The sequence below is a fragment of the Pseudoalteromonas sp. APC 3893 genome (genome assembly GCF_030408095.1).
In the GTDB taxonomy this organism is placed as follows: domain Bacteria; phylum Pseudomonadota; class Gammaproteobacteria; order Enterobacterales; family Alteromonadaceae; genus Pseudoalteromonas.
This window is the reverse complement of the sequence record NZ_JASDCD010000034.1, coordinates 1-22,704: the sequence shown is the minus strand read 5'-3', so window position 1 is coordinate 22,704 and position 22,704 is coordinate 1. Positions and strand designations below refer to the sequence as shown.

The window sequence follows — 22,704 nt, the reverse complement described above, 5'->3', positions numbered from 1 at the left end:
TCATTTTCTTGAAAATAATTTATGGCAGTAACTTTAGCGGTGGTTCTTGCAGTGCCGAGTACTGCTCTTTTAAAGCTAAAATTTGTTGCTCCCAGTATTTGTCATCCGCAAACCAAGAAAAGTTCCTTGGAAATGCAGGATCATCCCAGCGTTTAGCTAACCATCCCATATAATGAATCATACGCATAGCACGTAATGGTTCAATCAATTTAAGTTGAGCGTGGTCAAAATCACAAAACTCTTCATACGCAACCACTAAGGTGTCTAACTGTAACAGTTGATTGTTTCGATCGCCACTGAGCATCATCCACAAATCTTGTATTGCCGGCCCTTGTCGGCTATCGTCTAAATCAACAAACATCAGTGCATCTCCCGACCATAGAATATTACCAGCATGGCAATCACCGTGTAGACGAATCGTTTCAACGTTTTTGTACTGAGCTTTTGTCTCAGTGATCACCATATCTAAAATGGTATAAAACGCAGTCCCAAGGCTTGCGGGAACGAGATTACTATTTTTTAGCTGAATTTTAGCTGTATCTAAATATTCATCACAGCCGATCAACGGTCGCTCTTTAAACTCGCTCGCTTTCGCAACTTGATGCATACGACCAATCAAACGGCCTAAGACATCTAGTTGGTCAAGGTTATCAACTTCAAAAATTCGCCCTCCAACACTTGGGAACAAGGTAAATAAAGACCCATTGTGTTCAAATAAACTTTCACCATTATGAATTATAGGTGCTACGACTGGCACCTCCGCGTCTGCGAGTTCAAATGCAAAGCTATGTTCTTCTAATATTTGTGCTTTGCTCCAACGCTCAGGACGATAAAACTTAACCACATAGCGGTTACCGTCTTCAGCTTTAAACTGATAAACCCGATTCTCGTAACTATTTAATGCTAACAACCCCGATTCAGCATAAATTCCAATGCTTTCTACGGCATCTAAAATACTGTCTGGTGTTAAACCTTCAAAGCTAAATTTACTCATAATTCTCATCAATATAAAAAAGCGGGAAAAACCCGCTTTTTAATTTATGTTAGTGTACTTAACTATCGCGCTTTAAAAAAGTTACTCGGCTGCGAAATTTTCGAGCTAGGGTCATTTACTGGCGATAAAACAAAGTTAAACTCAGTCATTGGTTTTTTCAAATCATACGGATCTACCACTAATGACAATGGCACATTATGTGACTCACCCGCTTGCACCGTGAATGTTTGCTTACCAATGTATTTAAAGTTTTCTAATCCCTCGACCTTAATATTAAAGCTTTGCTCATACTGTGCTTTGTTGATCACCTTAAGCGTGTAAGTATTCTCAACTAAGCCGTTAAAGTCGACCCGATAAAGTTGGTTTCTATCGCGAATAATATCTAAATCCATCGGCTTACGCATCACGATATTACCCACTAATGCACCACTTAGCACAACTAAAATAACTAAGTATCCAATAATTTTTGGACGCAATGGATTGGTTTTATTCTCTGGCGTTTCTAGATTGCGTTCCGTGGTATAAGAAATAAGTCCTCGAGGATAATTCATTTTGTCCATAACGCCATCACACGCATCAATACATGCGCCACAGTTAATACACTCAGCCTGCAGGCCATTACGAATGTCTATGCCTGTAGGGCAAACTTGTACGCACAAGTTACAGTCAATGCAATCGCCTAAGTTAAGCTCTTTGGGGTCTTGTTTACGAGAGCGGGGTCCGCGATTTTCACCACGTTGCTCATCATAGCTTACGGTAAAGGTGTCTTTGTCAAACATTGCTGATTGAAAACGCGAGTATGGGCAAATATGTAGACACATGATTTCGCGCATCCAACCAGCATTACCGTAGGTGCATACGGCAAACACGACAATACTCACTAATGCGTAACCACCCACATTGAAGGTGATAAAGTCAGGCAGGAGCTCACGAATAGGCGTAAAATAGCCGACAAATGAAATAGCGGTATAAAGTGAAAACGCGATCCAGCTTGTGTGTTTAGCAGCTTTTCGCCAAAACTTATCAAAATCCATCGGCCTTTGATCTAGCTTTTTGCGTTGGTTAGCTGTGCCTTCAAACTTTTCTTCAAACCAAATGAATATAAATGTCCAGACGGTTTGCGGGCATGTGTAACCACACCAGACGCGCCCGTAGAAAGTAGTTACCAAAAATAGGGCAAATGCAGCCAGCATTAAAATAAATGCTAAAATAGTGAAGTCTTGTGGCCACAAAGTAAGGCCAAAAATATTATACTTTTGCCCCATTAAATCAAATAATACAGCCTGTTGACCGTTAAAGTTTATCCATGGCAGCAACATAAATGCGAGCATGCCGATAAACCCAATACGCTGCCTTAATAATTGATGCAAGCCTTTAACTGCACGTACATAAATACGATTTCGGGGATTAAACCTATCCTCTGGAGCATTAAGATCGGGTTTTTCGATCTTCACCTCTGTCGGAATATTTTTTACCTTAATTTGCTTTTCCATCGAAGTCCCTCAACGCCTTTGGAGAATAATAGTCAAACAATCATTGCAAGCCATAACAGCTAAGATATTCAACTTAACTGTTATGGTAGTGCAAAACTAAACGTACGCAAGTAACGTTCAGAGATTTCTGAAAAATCTAATCGCTCTGTAGCATTATACCAAGTCTGTTCAAAAAAGCTGAGTTTCATTGCTAATAATTTATTCATCTTAGTCACTTGCTTTATAAAGGTGCATTTTATTACACTGTTGCTCAACTCTTACCCGTTCAGATCAAAGTCAACTATGAAAAAATTTCTTTTTCTTGTTATTGTCGTACTCGCGCTCTTTACCATTGACCACCCAATGATAAAAGAACCCAGAGAAAAACTACTCGGCGAAGGTGTCGGTATTTTAAGCAGTGCAAGCAATATTAATCGCGGCCCAGCTGCAAATATGGCTAGAAATAGAATTAAATCAGCACTGTCATTATCAGAGTCTGAGCTTGAGTACTTAGAAGAAACCATGCAGACAGATGAGCAATTACAACTGTTCCATACTCGATACTGCCGCAGTAAGGATCTTAATCTTTATTTTTACGAAGACCGCTTAAACACAGTATGTAAAATTGCAGCAGAATCATTAGCCGAACGTAGAGGCAAATAGTGGACTTTTCAGCCTTAACAAAAAAAAGCAGTGATTCGTTTAATCAACATAAGAATTTATTGAAAAGACTGGCGAAAGGGCAAACCGTAAAATGCGAAAAGTGCCAAGGAGTTTTAACTTTAGATCTAAAAACCCCTAAACCTGGCCAAGGGGTTGCTAGGTGTGCTAAAGGCTGCACTGAAATAGTATTAGAGCTAGGTTAACCTAGCTCCAACTCTCATCTTCTTCACTATATAAACCGCTGTGAACAGCGATTATTTCTATTAGCTCAGCAAATCCTAATGCAAAATCGCCCATAAGTTCATACTGGCTTTGCGCTAGCTGTACGTCAGTTATACTATTATTCTCAGCAATAGTAGTCATCACTTGTGCATCCAGAGCGAAAAAACCTAAGCTTGCATACGCAGTTTGTAAAGCCTCTAACAAGTTCGCATCTAAAGCCGGCGCTTGGCTCAGTTTGATGTAGTATTCTTGTGCGCCCTGAATAAAACCCTGACACCACATTTGGCATTCATCAAGATCTAGGTAGCTGTCACTATCAGCATGATGTTTTAACGTGACTGGTAGCTTAAAACCAGTTTCATAAACTTGTTCACTTATTTGGTGGTATAGCCCCATAAATGCAAACAACACTTGTTCATCAAGTTGACCTTGTGTGTCTGGGACTATCACTTCAAGCCATTGGTGAACGTCTAGTGGCTCAGGTGAACAAATCACTGCAAACAAGTAGCCTTGGCTTTGTGGTAGTGTCATTGCTTGACCATGGCTGGCCAAAAATGTACTTAACTGTTGTGCGTGCTCTGGTGTAAATGCGGGTATTTGCATGAAAAACTCAATATAACATTAAAAATTTAGCGGATAGCGTCCATCTCTATCAGCGCGACCTAAAAACTTAGCTGCATCATGCACTTCTTTCGGCAGTGTTGCATCCGGTTTAATAAATCCTGCAACTTTAAAGTCTAAATTCGCTTTTAATACGGCATCGGCTTCTAAACCTAGACGATTATCTGGATCAACTAATACTGCAACATCACCTGATTTACAGCTCAATCGACCGCTGAGTGGGCCAATACTAAACCAACCGGATAAACCTTGAACGTCAATATTAGGGCTGGCGATTTCACCGTTTAGCGTATCACAATAAGGAACGCCCGATCTATACTCATCTAGGTCAACGATTACTCTGCCCTTCGCTTTGACTGGCAGAGGTAGTTGCAAGCGATCCATTGCTCGCTCTACACTCAACCTAAGTGTTGTGTCGGTAAGTGAAACCGTTTGATCGAATAAGCCATAGTTAAAATCTCCACGACCAGAAATATCAGCCGTATCACGAACATTACCAAATTTAAGGTTTCCGGTTAGTTGCCCAGTAAAAAGGGCCCATCCAGAGATATCCCAACTTAGGTTATTAATTTGCTCACCTTGATAGTGCAGCTGCATGATACGACCTTGCCACACACTGCCAGAAGCTTGACCTAGTTTTAGATCTTTCGGTAAATAACCACTCGCTAAATTGATAGCAACTGCTGCAGGTGTTTTTATTACTGCAAATACAATAAAGCTAATAATAAATAGAATTATAAGAAACGCTGTTTTTTTCATTATTACTTCTCTAATACCAGTCGGCTTACGCGTACATAACCTTGCTTATCATCACGGCTGAGATCTAAATTCTCAATCTGTACACCTTCTTTGTAAACAATCTCATCAAGCCACTGTACTAACTTATTAAATTGCACTGAGTCTATTGTTAAACGTAATGAGTTATCGTTAGGCTGCATTTTGCTAATTGTGATACCAAAGCGGCCACGTGTAGCATTAACTATTTGGCTTAAGTTTTTATTGCTTACAACAGAGCGACTGCCAGCTGCTTTTAATCGAACAATGCTGCTATCAACCCAAGTCAAAAGCTCTTGTTGCTTTACTTGGTCCTGCTGCGCTTTGGCAATGGCATTATTAAGCGGCCTAAAGATACCCATAACCAAAACAAAAATAACAAAAATACCACCAGCAATCATCACCAATTGCTGCTCTTGCTCTTTCAGTGAGCGCCAATACTTCACTAGTTGTTGCTTCATGCTGCACCTCCTAGTTTTAATTCACCAACTACAAAATCACCGTCGTTGTTTAACGAGCCTTGATCAACCGTTAAGCCTCGTTGCTCTAAAATTGACTTCACTTTACCAAAGGTTTGAAAATCTTTACCACGAGCACGAATTCTTAATTCATTACGGCGCTGGTCATAGCGTAGCGTTTCAGGAGTGAAGTCTTGCACCTGGCTAAACACAGTAACCAGCTCACTGGTTAAGTCTAAAAAGCCTGCGCTACTGCCGCCCTCTAATTTAGCTAGCTCGCCGTTGATTTGGCTTTTAATTAGATGGGGTCGTACTGTTTTTCCCGGAAATGCATTTTTATAGCGTTCTACCACTTGTGATTTTGCCACCTCAAGGTCGCTAGTAAGCTGATGTAGCTCAAACCCTTTAATTAATACAGAGCTCACTAATGCAATGCTGGCAGCAATAGCCGCACCTTTCCAATAACCCCACCAAAGTGCGGTTTTTTTCTTTAATTGATACTCGCCTTGACGCAGGTTAAACTTGGTATCGGGTAATTGCTTAGCAAATAATGCAAGCGGTAAGTCGTAAGCAGAAGTTTGCGCATCAAGGTTCACCCCATCAGGAAAGTTACTTGCTGGGCTGTAATGTGCAATATCAGGATTACCCAGTGCAGCTAGATACTCTGCCAACCATGATTGCTCTACAGCACTAATGTGCCATTGTCCAAACTTACAAAGCCATTGTCCTTTTAGCTCAATTGCGCTGATGCCTTGCTCTGCGGTTGGCAGTAATAATGCATCTGGTAAGAGAGTAAATACTTCAATATCTTGCTCAGCAAAAACTCCAAGCCAGCTTTCAAACCACTCTCGATCTGTCATTGCGACATTAATTGCGTGTTTTTCACCAACTATTGTTGGTTCACCAATAGCAATAAACAAATCATCAACATCACATGCAATGTCTTCTTCAAGCATGTAAGGCAATGCTTGCTCCAGTTTTCGGTTCCATTTAGTAGGAAGCTCAACTGTTTTTAACTGCACTTGATCACTTGGTAACAAAACCACAACTTCACGGCTTTGTGCTTTATCGGTTAACTCTGTTAATTGCTCAGCATTAGGCAGTTCGCCACTGGCAATTATTTCTTGTTCTAATGGCGAGTAAACCAACCAATGAATACAATCTTGTTGGGTTTGACCCGTGCGGATCAAGAGTGTTTCTGTCACTGTACGCCTCCAAATTTTCGCGCCAGTATAGTTACTTCGCCATTTTTGGCTTGCAGTAAAGTGGTCATCGAAAAACGCAGTTCTACAAATTCAGCCTGCGCCTGTAGTTTAAAATATTCGCTATTAATAGTGAACAAATCTTCAACGGACTTCACATTTTTTGCGCCTTGTTGATTTATCTGTTCAAAAAATTCTTCTATATCACTAAAACCTTCTTCAGGGCGAGCTGAGAGCACACTTTGCGCGCCAGACTCTTCCAAGCCATCAATCAGCGCACTTAATAAAAGCGCATGCTCTGGGTCTAATGTGTTGACATTAATCGCTAGTAGCTCGCTGCCAGGTATAACACATACAAAGGGTAATATTTTTTCCATAACCAGTGGATTAAACCCTCGAATTAAACGTAACTCCGAGGTCGAAGCAAAGTAATTATTAGCAGTTAAGTACGGAAAATCTCGTGATGAGTATTCATCTTCTTCAGCCCCTGAACGGTAAGTAATATTGTCTTTATCCAGCCAATCATAGACACTATCTGCCATGGTTTCTTCGGATTCATCAGAGGGGAGAGCTTCAATATTTTCAAGTAATGCCAATAACGCTTTATGCGCAGGGTTGGTTTTTGTTTTACCATTTGCCGGCGCTTTCGCTCTTAGCGCATTTAAATTTAAACACGCCTGTAAATCAGTAATATTACCTTGTAGGGTACCATTATCAACAGGGTATGGAATATCACCCTGTTGTGCCCAAATTTGTTGCAGCGTGGTTTTATCTGGGTCGTCTTTCTTACTTTGCTGTAAAGCTTTGATGGCTAGCTCTTCAGCAGCATAAGCATACCACTTAGCTTGTTGATGGCCTTGAATGTTAGTACTACGCTGTACTTGCACCATCAAATTTGCGCTCATTTCTACAGCCAGAATAGAAGCCAGCGCAACGATGAATAAAACAATGACTAAGGCAGCTCCGCGTGACGACTTACTGTTCATGAGTCATCACCTAGATTTTGGCCGTTTCCTGGTGTTTGCGTAGAAGATGTCGCAACCTTCCCATCACCTGGGACTAAAAAAATCCGCTTAATCGGCTCTTCTTCGATTTGCTGAATTGTCACCGCAACCGCTTTAGGCAATGCTTTTATTTGCCACTGCTCTTGCCATTCATTTTTGTCATCTAAAAATTCAAACTTAAGGTCTTCAATATCGTCTAAAATAACTTGCGCACGCGGCTCTGTATTATCAAGCTGATCGACATAAACACGATACACACGTTCGAGCTTATCGTCGATAACTCTATAGCCAACGGCTTGTAGTTCAGAGCGAGGAAGTAAGTTAATCGGATTAATCCAACCATCACGAACAAAGCCAATACCATCATATTGACTATCAAGCGTGTAACGCCCCGCTAAAATATAACTTTCTTGAATATCGCCAGATTGATTGCGCACTTCACGTTTTGTCATCTGACTAAAGTCTTGATCCATTAATCTAAAGGTAGTCTGTAAACCATTAAGTTCAGCTATTTTTTCATCCGATGCTTCTTTAGCTTTAGTTGTCGAGTCTAAAATTTGATGAGTCGCTAATACTACAAAAGCTAAAATGCCCAGTGCTACCATTACCTCTAGCAGTGTAAAACCACGTTGTTTCACTATTTACCGCCTTTATTTAAATAGCTCGATAACTCATACACTGAGTGCTCTAACTTTTCATCGGTAAATACATTGATGGTCACTTTAACAAAGCTTTTATCAGCGGTTGCAACCACATCTTGACGCCAATACCAGTCGATACCAGCCATATTTTCAGTGCCCTTTTGACCATTTTTGCCTTGCCACTTTTTCCCTTTTGCGCGCTGTTCAACCATGACGTTTTCAGCAACCCAAGAGGCATAAGTCTGTTCTTCAAGGCTTGATAAATGATTAATGTGCTCACCCGTCGCTTGCATAGCAGCAATACCAGCGAGCGCACAAATACTCAATGCAACCATCACTTCGAGTAAGGTAAACCCTTTAACGCTTTGCATTATTCAGGCTCTCTACGTAGGTTTACAGGAGCTAAAAATTCACCTTCAATGAAGTAAACAGGCTCTCTTTGCTCCTCTAGCTCAAGCGTCAACTGAAACGCGCTGATTTCTCCTGACGATAAAATGAGTACTTGTGGTATTTTAAGCTTTTTTAACTCTAATAGGCTTTCATCATCGCCTGAACTCATAAGCTCGCGCCAATTAGATTGCTCTAATAGGTTTTCTTGTGCCCAAGCTAAATCTTCTAAATTTAGGGTTAGTTTAAAGTCTTCCGTGATGGTAAGCGGTTCAAACAACTTTTCGCGGTCGAAGGTGATCCACTTTTCACCATCAAATACTAAAAATTCAAAGATGTCTTCATCTACGTGAAAACCTAATTCAACCTGGTTCAGTATGGCAAATTCAGATGCCATGTTAATGGTGGTATGCAGTCTCAATGCTTGTTTTTCTAAGGCGTCTTCCGCCCCGCCATCAAGACTGTATACCACCATTTTGGTGGCAAAGGCGATGACCACCAATACCACTAAAATCTCTATTAAGCTAAACCCTTTTATAACAGAGCGTGGCTTAGCATGGCGCAAAGATGCCCGATTTATTATCATAATAAACCGCGCTGTTTTTTAGTTTGCGCCTTGCTTGAATGCTTCATTATTGCTTTTCTTCATCCCAGTTACCGATGTCATCATCAGTACCGGCTTCGCCATCAGGACCCATTGAAAAAATATCAATTTTACCAATTTCTCCTGGGCTAATTAACTGATACGGATTACCCCATGGATCTTCTGGTAATTTAGAAATAAACCCACCTTCAGGGAAGCGACGTGGAACAGGCTCAATGCTAGTTTGATTAACTAAACCTTCAAGACCTTGCTCTGTGCTTAAGTAAGCTTTATTTTTTAGTTTATAAAGGCTCATCGCATCTTCAAGCTGTTGAATATCTAAATGCGCTTTATCGATAGCTGCCTCTTCTTGTTGCCCCATAATATTCGGTGCCACGATTGACATGATCATGCCAATAATAACCAGTACCACCATAACTTCGAGTAATGAGAAACCTGATTGTTTATTCACGTATGTACCTCTATTTTCTTATTAATTAATCACTGTAACAACACATATTGCTGCTACAAATCCTTGAAACTGTTAAAGCCCGATTGCTTTATTCATTGCCATAATTGGTTGTAAAATTGCCATTACGATAAACAGGACTATCACCGCCATAGACGCTATCATCGCAGGCTCTAAGAGTTTTAGCGAGACATTTACCATGGTCTCAAATTCACGATCCTGATTGTTTGCAGCACGCTCTAGCATTTGCTCAAGCTCACCGGATTTTTCGCCACTGGCAATCATATGCAGCATCATAGGCGGAAACAATTTCGTTTCTTGTAAAGACGCGCGTAAGCTTGCCCCTTCACTCACGCGTGTTGCAGCATCGCCCACCGACTTTTTGATTTTTTCATTAACCAGTACCCCACCCGAAATTCGCATGCCCTCAAGTAAAGGTACCGAGCTTGAAGATAAAATACTTAGAGTACGAGCAAAACGCGCTGTGTTTATGCTACGCGCCACTTTACCTATGCCTGGCATTATTAAAATTTTGGAATCATACCAAAAGCGAATCTTAGGTTGCTTCAACGCATGTTTTATAGAGATTGCGAGTATGGTGATCACTACCAATGAGATCAGCCAATAATTCTGCACAAAGTTACTGGCAGCCATTACCCACTCGGTAGTCCAAGGTAATACCTGTTTTGATTTTTCAAATGTTTTAAGAATTTTAGGCACCACAGTACCTAATAAAACAGAAACGATACCAATGGCAAAAATCACTAAGATCACAGGATATACCATGGCTTGCGTAATTTGACTGCGCATATGTTGGCGTTGCTCTGTGTAATCAGCTAAACGGTTTAGTACGGCATCTAAGTGACCCGATTTTTCTCCAGCCGCCACCATGGCTCGATATAAGTTATCAAATACATGAGGAAACTCTGACATACCGTCAGCTAAAGTGTAACCTTCAACAACTTTTGAACGCACAGACATCAGCATACGTTTTAAGCGCGGCTTCTCACATTGCTCCGCCACCGCCATAACGGCACCTTCAACTGGCAATGCAGATTGAATAAGCGTTGCAAGCTGGCGGGTAATAAGTGCTAAATCCGACGTAGAAATTTTAGATTTAAACAAACCGCCAAAAGCAGACTTTTTCGCCCCTTTGACTTGTTTATCACCTTCAGCTGCCGGAACAACCTCCAGCGGAGTAAGCCCTTGCTCACGTAAAGATTGACGTATTTGTTTTGCTGTATCAGCTTCTAAAATGCCTTTTTTCTCTTTTCCGCGGCCATCTAAAGCACGGTACTCAAACGCAGCCATTAGCCTTCCTCACGGGTAACACGTAATACTTCTTCCAGAGTAGTCTTACCTGCTAATACGCGACTACAGCCATCTTGACGAATACTCGGGGTATGTTTGCGAATATACTTTTCAACACTCTGTTCGCCTTTACCACTGTGAACAAGCTCTCGTACGGTTTCATCAACCACCAATAGCTCGTGAATACCTGTACGGCCACGGTAACCATTAAAGTTGCACTCTTCACAACCCATCGCACGATAAATTGTTGGCGGATTATCGTTTGCTACACCAAGTAGCTCACATTCACGTTCGTCGGCAACATGCGCTTCTTTACAACTATCACATAAAGTGCGGACTAAGCGCTGCGAAAGCACACCCAGTAACGACGATGATAATAAGAATGGCTCTACGCCCATGTCTTCCATACGAGATATAGCACCGGCTGCGGTGTTAGTATGCAGCGTAGACATTACTAAGTGACCGGTCAGTGAAGCTTGCACACCAATTTGCGCCGTTTCTAAATCACGTATTTCACCAACCATTACCACATCGGGATCTTGGCGTAAAATTGCGCGTAGGCCGCGAGCAAAAGTCATATTCACTTTTGCGTTAACTTGGGTTTGACCAATCCCGGGGATTTCATACTCGATTGGATCTTCTACGGTTAGAATATTGCGATCACGAGAGTTTATTTGACTCATACCTGCATAAAGCGTGGTACTTTTACCAGAACCGGTTGGACCGGTCACCAATATGATACCGTGAGGTTTACTGATCAAGTCAGAAAACAGCTCACGATTTCGTAGCGTCATACCTAAATCTTCAAGATTTAAACGCGCATTATTTTTATCCAGTAGACGTAATACCACTCGCTCACCAAAACTTGATGGCATAGTTGATACCCGGACATCTACCGCTCGTCCTGCAATACGTAAACTTATACGACCATCTTGCGGGATACGCTTTTCAGCAATATCAAGCTTGGCCATTACTTTAATACGTGAGACTAACAGCGATGCCAGTTTACGGTTAGGTTTAAGCACTTCTTTAAGTACGCCATCAACCCTAAAACGAATAACGAGTTCTTGCTCAAAGGTCTCAATATGAATATCCGAAGCACCTTCTTTAATAGCTTCACTAAGCATCGCGTTAATCAATTTTATGATTGGCGCGTCATCATCACCAGCGAGTAAGTCTTCCGTTTGTGGCATTTCTTCAGCAAGCGAAAATAAGTCAACTTCGTTGCCGATATCTTCCATCATTTGCTGAGTTTCTGAGCTATCGCGCTGATATGAAGCTTCTAATAACAGCTCGAATTTATCGTCTTCCAGCTGTTCAAGAGTAAAACCATGCCCGGCAATTCGGCGAACTTCGAGTAAAACATCAATATCAAGCTCACCACGATAATACACCACCCAATCATCATCATTTTTGCTTAATAGTACGCCAGTGCGTCTGGCGTAAGAAAATGGCAAACGCTTAAGGGGTAATTCAACCAAATCATCACTGGTCAACAGCTCACTATCGTGTGGTGTTGTTTCAAGCTCTTCATTTATTGATGTAATAGCTTCAGTCATTATTGCGCTCATCCGCATTTTGCTGTTTTAAATACTCTTCATACGTTGGTGGCAACACTAATGCATCATTCCACTCAGGTAAAATAGGTGCATCAGTCAGTGGCATTAAATCAATGCCGTCCTCTTTTTGCTTATGTTGCTCACCACGAATAAAGTTATATTTAGAATGGCTAAGTTGGTTCATTTTAACGCCATCTCGGATAATCGTCGGACGAATAAATACAATAAGATTACGCTTACGCTTGCTGGTATTAGTTGAACGGAACAAGTGACCAAGAATTGGAATATCACCTAATAAAGGTACCTTCGAAACACTTTCTTGCACGTCTTCGTCAATCAAGCCACCAAGTACCACCATCCCGCCATCATCGGCCATAACAGTGGTTTTAATCGCACGTTTATTGATAGAGATATCAACTGACGTAGTACCGCTTACGCCCGATACTTCTTGCTCAATAGTCAGCTGTACTGCTGTACCATCATTAATTTGTGGAGTAACTTTAAGTTTTACACCTACTTCTTGACGTTCTACTGTTTGGAATGGGTTTGAGTTATTTGAACCCGTTTGCGAGCCTGTAATAATAGGAACTTCTTGACCTACAATCATCGACGCTTCTTCGTTATCCATAGTGGTAACAGAAGGCGTAGCAAGAATGTTTGAGTTAGTATCTGTTGATACTGCTTGAATAATCGCGCCCCAGTCGTTTTTGACAATACCCATGGCAAGGCCATTAATACCACCAAGTAAAGTAGCGAGTGGCCCTAAATCACCTTCAACTGTTTCATCAAATTCATTAAGTTCTGCATTATCACCTGTAATGGTTTTAGTTACTGTCGTGTCACGAGCTTGTTCAGCAGCAACCGCTAATGAACCAACAGGAACTGTAGTGCCGTTATTAAATTGCATCATACCACCCTGCTCAGAAATCCACTGCAAACCAAAGTTAACACCATCAGCTTCCATGACTTCAACAATAATAGCTTCAACAAGTACTTGAGCACGACGAATATCTAATCGCTCAATAACAGATTCAAGTGAACGCATAGTATCTGGCTGAGCTGTAATAACCAATGAATTTGAATCTGGGTGTGCTTCAATGCTGGTTTCGTTTTGAGTGCGGCTGCGGGTTTTAGTAGCCCCCTGACCTTCCTCAGCAAGGGTTTTACTCACGCCTTGGAGTACTTTTACTAAATCCTCAGAGTTGGCGTAATTTAAGTAAATAACCTTAGTGTTACCTTGGTTTTGTAACTCGCCATCAAGACGCTTAATTAATTCTATAGCACGGTTTCTAGCTTGCCCTTCACCGCTCACAATAACGCTATTAGTACGACCATCAGCAACTACTTTGGGGATTAAAAACTCGGGAACACTGCCTTTGCCACTATCTTTATAAATATTCTCAACAACAGAGACCACATCATCGGCCGTTGCAAAGTTCAACTTTACAATATCAACACGCTTGTCACCGGCTTGGTCAACAGAGCGAATAATTTCAACTAAACGGTTAACCGATGCAGCATGACCGGTCAACATCATAACGTTGGCAGCATTAAAGTTGGCAACATGACCGCCATCTTTTTGGTCGCTAAATTGGCGTACTAATGGACCTAGCTCTTGTACGCTTACATTCTTTACTCGTACTACACGAGTCACCATCATATCGCCGCTGGCTTGGTTATCTTCAGTAATTAACGGTACGTTTGATTTTTTGGCATCTGAGCTTTTTTCTATTTTTATGATGCCGTTATCCATTTCTACAGCTGAATAGCCATACACTTCTAACACATTTAAGAAAAACTGATAATACAGCGCTTCATCCATTAACTCATAACTACGCACATTTACTTTGCCACGCACATTAGGGTCAATGATCACAGTCTTATTTAGGTTTTTACCCACGATATTAATAAACTCATTAATATCTGTGCCTTTAAAGTTTGCAGCATATTCAACGGCTGACACCGATAAAGATAAACTAGCCGCAAAAAAAAGTGTTGCGTACTTAGCTAACCCTTTTCTGATTTTTTTGAGGTGTAGCACGTTAACCATTATATTAAAACTCCAAAGCTAGGTTATTGCAGGCTAAATTGCACATCGATTTGCTCACCATCACGTTCAATTGTAATGTTGGCATCGGTACTATTACGCAGCTCATTAATAGCTGACATGGCCTGTTGCATATCTGATAGTTGATAGCCGTTGATAGAAACAGCTAAATCATTATTCTGTAAACCCATTTGCTTAAATAAGGCTGGGTCTTTACCTGGGCTTAATCGATAACCGATCAGCTCACCATCTTTCATAGCTTGCGAAACACGAATATAATCAAAAAGCTTACCTGGGTCTTGCAATAGCTCATCGCGAGTTTCAATAATGGCTTCTTTAACGTCTTCGTCTGCTGTAGCATCTATTTGTTGATCAATTTCAAGCTCTCGAGGGCCTTGCTCAACATCGGCTTCACGTTCAGCTAATACAGGCATTGAGACTGTTTTAGTAAAGTCTAAGCCATCTAACATTAATGTTTCAAAGCGGCCACTTACATCCAGAATTACACGATCAGGAAGTACTTGTGCAAGTTTGGCTCGCGTACCTTTTACAACATCTTCAACTAAATAAGTAGCCTGTTGCCCTTGTGACTCTATAACAGCAAGACCAGTTTTATCATTATTACTTACTGCTACAATGCCTGTTAAGTTGATGCTCAAACGCGTTTCTGGAGCATTGTTAATAACTTTCTCTTGCCTACTTGGTTTATTTTTCGCCACCGCATCGGCTTTACCAAATAAATGTAGGTCAAGTATAGACTTAGAATTAACGCGCTTAAATTGGTTATTAGTTGCTGTATTATAACTGGTAGGAAGAGGTTTATTTACTGGCTCAGGCCATAAAAGCCAAAATAGTTTAGCCATTAAAAAGGCAATGTAAACAACGGCTAAAAGTGTTACCACCCAACTTAATTTAGCGTGAGGTAGTTTACCTATATACTGTTTTAGCTGCTGTAATTGCTGATCCATAAATGCCATTTCTTATTTTAATTTACTGCTATATCGCGAGCCTATAGTACCTTTTCATTTTTCATTCAACAAGCGCACTAATATTAAACTTTGTAAACAAGGTAAATTAACTAGGGTTACGAGTGAGAAATACTATGACTGTTTCTTTGTCAGTTAGTTTCATGGTAAATTTTGCCTTATAGCAATCGCTTTATAAAGAGTACAATTGTGTCAAAAAGTAACACCCGTAATTTAACGTCAACTGATGAAACAATTAATGTCCGTTTAGATAAATGGCTATGGGCTGCTCGCTTTTATAAAACCCGCGCTATTGCTCGTGACATGGTGCAAGGCGGTAAAGTACATTATAATGGTCAGCGGACTAAGCCTAGTAAAATAGTTGAGCTGGGTGCGCAAATAAAATTAGCCCAAGGGGTCGATGAAAAAATCATTACAGTGCTTAAAATAGTTGAAAAACGCGCTGGTGCCCCCATTGCACAAACCCTATACGAAGAATCACAAGCGAGTATAGAAAAACGCGAAGCAAATAGTATTGCCCGCAAAAATAATAGCTTCTTTGCCCCGCATCCAGATCGCAAACCGGATAAAAAACAAAGACGCGAACTTTTAAAAATGAAATCAAGTTAGGTAATGTCACTCATGCAACAAGATTTACTTCACCGTTATACATTTGATCAACTAGACGTCAGAGGCGAACTAGTTCAAATAGAGCAAACCTATCAAGAAATGATCTCAGGTCATGAATACCCTGTTGCTGTGCAAAAACTATTAGGCGAGCTTTTAGTGGCTACATGCCTTTTAACAGCAACCCTGAAGTTTGAAGGTGACATAGCCGTGCAACTACAAGGCGATGGTCCTGTTAAATATGCTGTTATTAATGGTGATGATCAGCAAAACATGCGGGGGATTGCTCGCTTACAAAGTGAAGTAACAGGCAATACCATAAAAGACCTTGTTGGCAATGGCGTCATGGTATTAACCATTACACCCAACCAAGGTGAGCGTTATCAAGGTATCGTCCCTTTAGAACACGAAACCCTAGCTGAATGTTTGGAAGCTTACTTTGCGCAATCAGAGCAGCTACAAACTCGTCTATGGTTTGCAACAGACACGACAGCGGGCAGTGAGAAAGCATCAGGATTATTACTGCAAGTACTACCCGTTAATAAAGAAAAGTCGATTGATGACTTTACACACTTAGAAGCACTCAGTAATACCATCAAAGATGAAGAATTATTAACGCTTGATGCAACAACAGTACTTACTCGCTTATATCATGAAGATAATCCTCGTGTGTATGAGCCCCAGCCAATTAAGTTTAAATGTGGCTGCACCAGAGAGAAAACAATTACAGCACTTGTTAATGTCGGCCAACAAGTTTTACTTGATGATGCCGCTGCAAATGGTGAAGTGAAAATTAGCTGCCATTATTGTTTAAAAGATTACATTTTTACCGAACAAGATATAAAGAGTATTTTTAACTAAAGCACCACATTAAATTGTTCAATATTTAAGCCGCACCCTGTGCGGTTTTTTTGTGCATTAAATTGATACCGGTGTCATGAATTTCATGACTTTTATGACACCGGTATCATTGAAATTATTCATGTTTTTTACTAAATATATGCGTTTTTAGGGGCTTCATAGGCTCGAATATCCCTAATCCATCTGTTACTATAAAAACAGCTTAAAGGTTAAAAGAACCCCAGAGCTATCCCGTTCAATCTCACACAATTTAGGTATAAACATGACTTCAAGCGCTACTCGTTTTGTCGATCTAACTGCAGCTGAACTTGTCGAACACGCGATCCGTCGTGGCGAAGGGACTTTAGCCGCCAATGGAGCTTTTGTTGCAAAAACTGGTCACCGTACTGGTCGCTCTCCAAAAGATCGTTTTATTGTTCAAGAACCAAGTACTGAAAATGATATTCAATGGGGTAATGTAAACCGCCCTTTCGATGCAGATAAATTTGACGCTTTATGGGCACGTGTAGAAGCACATGTGCAAAGCAATGACCACTTCATCTCTCACCTTGAAGTTGGCGCTGATCCTGAGCACTATTTACCTGTAGTTGTAACTACAGAAACTGCATGGCACCATATTTTTGCCAAAAACATGTTTATCGAACCTAAATCTTATAATGCATCTGATTTACCCCAGTGGCAGGTAATGAATGTTCCTTCATTTGTATGTGACCCAGAGCGTGATGGCACAAACAGTGATGGCACAGTTATTATCAACTTTGCACAACGTAAAGTGCTGCTAGCAGGTATGCGTTATGCCGGTGAAATGAAAAAATCAATGTTCTCTGTGCAAAACTTCCTACTTCCAGCAAAAGGTGTATTACCAATGCACTGCTCTGCTAACGTAGGCGAAGCTGGCGACACTGCTTTATTCTTTGGTTTATCAGGTACAGGTAAAACAACCTTATCTGCAGATCCAACTCGCTTTTTAATCGGTGATGACGAACACGGTTGGGCACCTGGCAGTGTTTTCAATATCGAAGGCGGCTGTTATGCAAAATGTATCGACTTATCGCAAAAAAATGAACCAGTCATTTGGGATGCTATTCGCTTTGGCACTATCTTAGAGAATGTAGTACTTGATGAAAATCGCGTACCTGACTTTAACGATACTAGCCTGACTCAAAATAGTCGCGCAGCGTATCCACTTGAACACGTTGAAAAGCGTAAAGTTGAAAACCGCGCAGGTGAACCAAAAGCAGTTGTATTTTTAACATGTGACGTTAGTGGTGTATTACCTCCTGTATCTGTGTTAACAGAAGAAGCAGCAGCATTTCACTTCTTAAGTGGCTACACCGCTAAAGTGGGCTCAACTGAGATTGGCTCAACGAGTGATATTGAATCTACTTTCTCGACCTGCTTTGGCGCTCCGTTCTTCCCACGCCCAGCAGGCGTTTATGCAGAGCTTCTTATGAAGCGTGTACGTGAGTTTGGCGCTAAAGTATACCTAGTAAACACAGGTTGGACTGGTGGCCCTTACGGCACTGGCAAGCGTTTTGATATTCCAACAACACGCGCTGTTGTAGATGCAATTGTATCGGGTAAACTGGCTGGTGTTGAAACTCAACATATTGATGTTTTAAACCTAGATGTACCCGTTGCTGTACCAGGTGTTGATAGCGAACTACTTAACCCAATCAATACATGGGAAGATAAAGCTAAATACGCTGAGTACGCAGCTAAACTTGCAGCTGACTTCACTGAAAACTTCGCAAAATACGATGTGTCAGATGAAATCAAAAATGCCGGTCCTAAAGCTTAATACTACGCTTTAATCTGTATTTAAAACGCCAGCCCTCGTGCTGGCGTTTTTGATCAGATAAAGCATACTTTTATTCATTATCAAAACAGAATTATTTAACTTCTTCCCTTATTACTGCTCTTTTGTCACTAAGCCCTAATGCTACTAGAAAATATATTTACTCATCCAAGCAATAGCTTTTAATAGTTAAAATATTTTATGCGAAAACATTTACTTTCTTTTTCTTTATGTTAAAAAGTAACGATACATATCAAATTAAATGTTACTTTATTACTCAAAATGAGAGTTAAATGTTAATTTGAGTGTAATCTAATTTGGCATACTAAGTCTTATTGTCAGATATAAAGGATAACTTCTCGGGTAATCAAATTACTTATGAAGTTAATGGTCATTATAAAAAGAAACGGAAAAATTAAACCATGTCAACACGAGTCACCTGTAGCAGTAATAAAAATATAAAACAAACTAAAACCCGGCTTAGCTTAGCGGTTTCATATGCAATATTAGGTTTGTGCCCATTATTACTTTCAGCTCAAAATTCGCAAGAAAATGACAGCGATGTCATGTCAATTAATGAAGATGATCCTATTGAAGTCATCGAAGTAACAGGGAGCAGAGGTAATATCAATAGCGCGCAAAATCTTAAACGTTATGCAGATACGGTAAAAGATGTGATAACCGCATCAGATATTGGTGCATTGCCTGATAAATCTGTTACTGAGGCCTTACAGCGTGTGCCAGGCGTTACCATTGAACGCTTTGCATCATCGAGTGATCCAAAACATTATGCTGATGAAGGTACTGGCGTTTTAATACGCGGATTAGACCGAGTGCGATCTGAGGTCAATGGCCGTGATGCATTCAGTGCGAATCCAAATGGTGGCTTAAGCTATGAAGACTTTCCAGCCGAATTACTCAACGCCGTAGAAGTAGTGAAAAACCAAACAGCCGATCTTATTTCTGGTGGTGTTGCTGGGACTGTGAACTTAATTACTCGTAAACCATTTAACTATACCGAACGCATAATCTCTTTTAACGCCAAAGCAAACTATAGTGATTTTCGCGATGAAACCACTCCTTCACTCTCAGCGCTTTTTTCTGATAATTGGGAAACCAAGTGCTGGTAAGTTTGGCTTTTTAATTGCAGCATCTCAATCCGAATATAAAACCCGTGGTGATGGCGTTGGATTAGGTAACTTTCACTCTCGTGGAGACTCCTTTATACCTACGCTTGATCAATGGGGAGGCATCACCGGCGTTGACCCAAGTTCACCTGTAGACGGCGCAGCTTTGCCAGGGCAAGAACCTGCAAGTGTATGGTATGTTCCCGCAGCAATTCACATGAGCACTGCGACTAACGACCGTAAAAGAACCGGCTTCACAAGTTCATTACAATGGGCAAGTGATGATGAAAAAATTGTCGCGACGCTTGAGCATATTAACTCAAAAGCATCTTTAGAGTGGAATGAGCGTCAAATAGGACAGGCCGCACAGGGCTTTAGAGGCTTTATGGGATCATCTCAAAATTGGCAAGATGACTCAGAAAATGGCCACCCATTAACTACAGAAGATGGCTTTGTCACATCAGGTATTGCACTTGGCGTTAGCCCCGAAACACCTTTCTTCTACCGCAGTCGTTGGAACTACAATGAGAGCACCGTAGAAGATACCTCAATTAATCTTGTTTTAAAACCAGTCGATAGGCTCACTTTAGAGTTTGATTACCAACATGTAGACTCGGAAAAGGTCGTAAATAATTACAGCATGTCAGGCCAAACTAGAGGTAACCACGTTCATGCCGTATCACCGTATTTTCTGGATATGCGTGGTGACAGACCTACAGTTGAGTTTCTCAGTGAGAACATAATGACTGCGGGTTGGTCGCCAAATGAAGATTGGGACGGTCCAGTGCCTAATTTATTTTTAGGCAGTGGTATGGAACAAGAAGAGCATAATACAGCAACAGCAAACAGCTTTAAATTTGATATGAACTATGAGCTTGATGGTAATTTTACAAACATTAAAGCTGGCTTCTATATCTCAGATAAAGACCTAACCGTGCGCGATACAGCCTATGAGGGATGGTCGGCAATTGGTACCCCTTGGATACAAGCAGACCGTAATGCCGCAGCAGCAATTAACCGCCCTGAACTATTTGAACGCGTGGACTTTTCTGATTACTACCATGGCCAAGTCCTACAAGGAGGCGTGAACAACTTTCTTTTCCCTAGCATGGATCTAGTTAAAAACTACGCAGATTCTTTGCGTCAAGGCTGTAAGGATGGTTGGCATAATGCCACAAATAGCGCCGCAAACAATGGTACGTGCTCAGGCACTTACGTCCCCTATGCAGATAAAGATAATCGTGTCGAAGGCCCTTTTGCAGCCCATAATATCAGTTCAACAAATGAAAAGCGTAGTGAATTTTACATTCGCAGTGATTTTGATTTTATAGATTTAGCAATTCCAATTACAGGTAATATTGGTTTACGTTATGTGAACTATCAATTGCAATCAACAGGCGCTTTTGTGCAGCCACAAGTAATTAAACGTGGTGAACTTGGTACATCATTAAATGACGTAATGCAACAGGCTGAATATAAGCGTTACTACGATATTGCCAATGGTGAATCTCAATTAAGTACTGTTGACGGTACCGACTACAACACTATCCTACCGAGTTTAAATTTGAGCTTTGGCGTAAGCGAAGATGTGGTAGTACGCTTTGGTGCATCAAAAGCATTGTATTACCCAAGCCTAGTAGATGCCAGAAATATCAGTATTTTAAACTTAGACTATACTCGCCGACTAGAAACCCCAGGCGCCGACTATGATGAAGCGAACAACCCTGTAGTTGGGCTTGATGATATTGAGCTAACAGCTTTATCAGGAAATCCAAACCTGAAGCCTGAGGAGTCTATCAACCTTGACCTATCAACTGAATGGTACTTTGCCCCAGCAGGCTATGTCACCGTGGGAGTATTTAATAAAAAACTCAGTAATATTATTCGTAACAAAGCATTCGATTTAGACGTTACATATAATAATGAGATCTACGATGTATCAGCTTATGGACCTGCGAATACGGGGTCAGGTACCATCCGTGGTGCTGAATTTTCTTATTCTCAATTCTATGACATGTTGCCAGGTGCATTAAGTGGGTTAGGGTTACAGTTTAACTACACCTATATAGACCAAGACGGTTTAGAGGATCCTAACGAAGTATCGGCTGGTACACTTGGCTTTGATGAAAACGGTAACCCTATTGCGGATAATCGCAACACCTTCCGTGTCTTTAGCGATTTACCACTACAAGGTTATTCGGATCAAAATTTAAATATTATTGGTATGTATGAGTACGAAAACATTTCATTTCGTCTAGCTTATACTTGGCGCTCTGAATATCTGTTGACTCTACGTGAATCTGAAGAGTATGTACCTGCTTATGCTGAAGCTTCAGGCATGATGGATGCCAGCCTCTATTACACAATCAATGAGCATTGGAAAATAGGTTTTGAAGCGAGCAACTTACTTGATACCGAAACAAAAACCCAGTATCAATTAGACCAAGATGGCACCAGAACTGAAGCACTCAGCTTTACCACAGATCGCCGCTACGCATTAAGCGTTCGTGCAATATTCTAAATATGAAAGTTCGAGTTTGCATTCACTGATAAAGAGTGCGAGCTTTTCAAGATTAAAATACAAGCCAAGGTAAGGTGTTTTAAGGTGTATGTTGGCCCTGAGGGATTGTGGCTTCCCTTTAACCGTGGGTATCAAATACTCAACCCACGCTACGGCGGTCAGGTTGACGCTGTGCAACTCGCTAGCTTTACTCTCGCTAACTCGCTTTCTATTTCACTTTCCTGCAAACGTAAAAAAGCCCAACTCAATGAGTCGGGCTTTCTTGTATTTGGAGCCTGGCGATGACCTACTTTCACATAACAAATGCTACACTATCATCGGCGCTGTTTCGTTTCACTACTGAGTTCGGCATGGGATCAGGTGGGTCCAAAACGCTATTGTCACCAAGCAAATTTGGT

Annotated in this window: 23 protein-coding genes and 1 rRNA gene; 7 read left to right on the top strand and 17 right to left on the bottom strand. The window is 41.0% G+C overall.

The window, feature by feature from the left end; translation table 11 throughout:
• Positions 1-19: 19 nt before the first annotated feature.
• The 3 genes from QMA12_RS20800 to QMA12_RS20790 form a co-directional block, all read right to left on the bottom strand.
• A complete protein-coding gene (locus QMA12_RS20800) occupies positions 20-994 on the bottom strand; it encodes a serine/threonine protein kinase (protein WP_290211339.1) in 975 nt (324 codons plus the stop codon).
• Positions 995-1,056: 62 nt separating this feature from the next.
• Complete coding sequence (ccoG, locus tag QMA12_RS20795) at positions 1,057-2,487, bottom strand: cytochrome c oxidase accessory protein CcoG (RefSeq protein WP_290211338.1); 1,431 nt, start codon at positions 2,485-2,487, stop codon at positions 1,057-1,059.
• Between the two features lie 80 nt (positions 2,488-2,567).
• Positions 2,568-2,693, bottom strand: a complete 126-nt coding sequence (locus tag QMA12_RS20790) for a hypothetical protein (protein ID WP_290211337.1) — start codon at positions 2,691-2,693, stop codon at positions 2,568-2,570.
• A gap of 76 nt (positions 2,694-2,769) precedes the next feature.
• Here QMA12_RS20790 and QMA12_RS20785 point away from each other — a divergent pair, with 76 nt between their 5' ends.
• Together QMA12_RS20785 and QMA12_RS20780 are read left to right on the top strand one after the other, a co-directional pair.
• Positions 2,770-3,129 (top strand): hypothetical protein, encoded by a 360-nt coding sequence (locus QMA12_RS20785; RefSeq protein ID WP_290211336.1) that lies wholly within the window; start codon positions 2,770-2,772, stop codon positions 3,127-3,129.
• Positions 3,129-3,332, top strand: a complete 204-nt coding sequence (locus QMA12_RS20780; RefSeq protein ID WP_290211335.1) for a hypothetical protein — start codon at positions 3,129-3,131, stop codon at positions 3,330-3,332. Before QMA12_RS20785 ends, QMA12_RS20780 begins: the two co-directional genes overlap by 1 nt.
• 1 nt (position 3,333) lies before the next feature.
• Here QMA12_RS20780 and QMA12_RS20775 read toward each other — a convergent pair whose 3' ends face one another.
• The 13 genes from QMA12_RS20775 to gspC form a co-directional block, all read right to left on the bottom strand.
• Positions 3,334-3,954: a UPF0149 family protein gene (locus QMA12_RS20775; protein ID WP_290211334.1), complete on the bottom strand. Its 621-nt coding sequence runs from the start codon at positions 3,952-3,954 to the stop codon at positions 3,334-3,336.
• Positions 3,955-3,972: 18 nt separating this feature from the next.
• Positions 3,973-4,731: a type II secretion system protein N gene (locus tag QMA12_RS20770; RefSeq protein WP_290211333.1), complete on the bottom strand. Its 759-nt coding sequence runs from the start codon at positions 4,729-4,731 to the stop codon at positions 3,973-3,975.
• Between the two features lie 2 nt (positions 4,732-4,733).
• Entirely contained in the window at positions 4,734-5,207 is a 474-nt protein-coding gene (locus tag QMA12_RS20765) for a type II secretion system protein M (protein WP_290211332.1), read from the bottom strand.
• Entirely contained in the window at positions 5,204-6,409 is a 1,206-nt protein-coding gene (gene gspL / locus QMA12_RS20760) for a type II secretion system protein GspL (RefSeq protein ID WP_290211331.1), read from the bottom strand. The genes QMA12_RS20765 and gspL overlap by 4 nt, the downstream gene beginning before the upstream one ends.
• Complete coding sequence (gene gspK, locus QMA12_RS20755; protein WP_290211330.1) at positions 6,406-7,392, bottom strand: type II secretion system minor pseudopilin GspK; 987 nt, start codon at positions 7,390-7,392, stop codon at positions 6,406-6,408. The genes gspL and gspK overlap by 4 nt, the downstream gene beginning before the upstream one ends.
• Positions 7,389-8,048, bottom strand: coding sequence for a type II secretion system minor pseudopilin GspJ (gene gspJ, locus QMA12_RS20750; RefSeq protein WP_290211328.1), 660 nt, complete (start codon positions 8,046-8,048; stop codon positions 7,389-7,391). The genes gspK and gspJ overlap by 4 nt, the downstream gene beginning before the upstream one ends.
• Positions 8,048-8,422 carry a type II secretion system minor pseudopilin GspI gene (gspI, locus tag QMA12_RS20745; protein WP_087534411.1) on the bottom strand — a complete coding sequence of 125 codons (375 nt, stop codon included), beginning with the start codon at positions 8,420-8,422 and terminating at the stop codon, positions 8,048-8,050. Before gspI ends, gspJ begins: the two co-directional genes overlap by 1 nt.
• Entirely contained in the window at positions 8,422-9,024 is a 603-nt protein-coding gene (locus tag QMA12_RS20740; protein WP_087534410.1) for a prepilin-type N-terminal cleavage/methylation domain-containing protein, read from the bottom strand. Before QMA12_RS20740 ends, gspI begins: the two co-directional genes overlap by 1 nt.
• A gap of 46 nt (positions 9,025-9,070) precedes the next feature.
• Complete coding sequence (gene gspG / locus QMA12_RS20735; protein ID WP_087534409.1) at positions 9,071-9,493, bottom strand: type II secretion system major pseudopilin GspG; 423 nt, start codon at positions 9,491-9,493, stop codon at positions 9,071-9,073.
• Between the two features lie 72 nt (positions 9,494-9,565).
• On the bottom strand, positions 9,566-10,801 hold the full coding sequence (gene gspF / locus QMA12_RS20730; RefSeq protein ID WP_087534408.1) for a type II secretion system inner membrane protein GspF: 1,236 nt from the start codon (positions 10,799-10,801) through the stop codon (positions 9,566-9,568).
• Positions 10,801-12,360, bottom strand: a complete 1,560-nt coding sequence (gene gspE, locus QMA12_RS20725) for a type II secretion system ATPase GspE (RefSeq protein ID WP_087534428.1) — start codon at positions 12,358-12,360, stop codon at positions 10,801-10,803. Before gspE ends, gspF begins: the two co-directional genes overlap by 1 nt.
• Entirely contained in the window at positions 12,353-14,410 is a 2,058-nt protein-coding gene (gene gspD, locus QMA12_RS20720; RefSeq protein WP_087534407.1) for a type II secretion system secretin GspD, read from the bottom strand. Before gspD ends, gspE begins: the two co-directional genes overlap by 8 nt.
• A gap of 23 nt (positions 14,411-14,433) precedes the next feature.
• Complete coding sequence (gspC, locus tag QMA12_RS20715; RefSeq protein WP_290211327.1) at positions 14,434-15,375, bottom strand: type II secretion system protein GspC; 942 nt, start codon at positions 15,373-15,375, stop codon at positions 14,434-14,436.
• Between the two features lie 207 nt (positions 15,376-15,582).
• Between gspC and hslR the strand changes: the two genes are divergently transcribed.
• The 5 genes from hslR to QMA12_RS20690 all read left to right on the top strand — a co-directional run bounded on the left by hslR (position 15,583) and on the right by QMA12_RS20690 (position 22,306).
• A complete protein-coding gene (gene hslR / locus QMA12_RS20710) occupies positions 15,583-16,002 on the top strand; it encodes a ribosome-associated heat shock protein Hsp15 (RefSeq protein WP_087534405.1) in 420 nt (139 codons plus the stop codon).
• 12 nt (positions 16,003-16,014) lie between these two features.
• Entirely contained in the window at positions 16,015-16,860 is an 846-nt protein-coding gene (gene hslO, locus QMA12_RS20705; RefSeq protein ID WP_290211326.1) for an Hsp33 family molecular chaperone HslO, read from the top strand.
• A 262-nt stretch (positions 16,861-17,122) separates the two neighbouring features.
• On the top strand, positions 17,123-18,661 hold the full coding sequence (locus QMA12_RS20700) for a phosphoenolpyruvate carboxykinase (RefSeq protein ID WP_290211325.1): 1,539 nt from the start codon (positions 17,123-17,125) through the stop codon (positions 18,659-18,661).
• 419 nt (positions 18,662-19,080) lie between these two features.
• A complete protein-coding gene (locus QMA12_RS20695) occupies positions 19,081-19,788 on the top strand; it encodes a TonB-dependent receptor plug domain-containing protein (RefSeq protein ID WP_290211324.1) in 708 nt (235 codons plus the stop codon).
• Positions 19,727-22,306: a TonB-dependent receptor gene (locus QMA12_RS20690; protein WP_290211323.1), complete on the top strand. Its 2,580-nt coding sequence runs from the start codon at positions 19,727-19,729 to the stop codon at positions 22,304-22,306. The genes QMA12_RS20695 and QMA12_RS20690 overlap by 62 nt, the downstream gene beginning before the upstream one ends.
• Positions 22,307-22,579: 273 nt before the next feature.
• Here QMA12_RS20690 and rrf read toward each other — a convergent pair.
• Positions 22,580-22,694 (bottom strand): 5S ribosomal RNA (rrf, locus tag QMA12_RS20685).
• Positions 22,695-22,704: the final 10 nt, after the last annotated feature.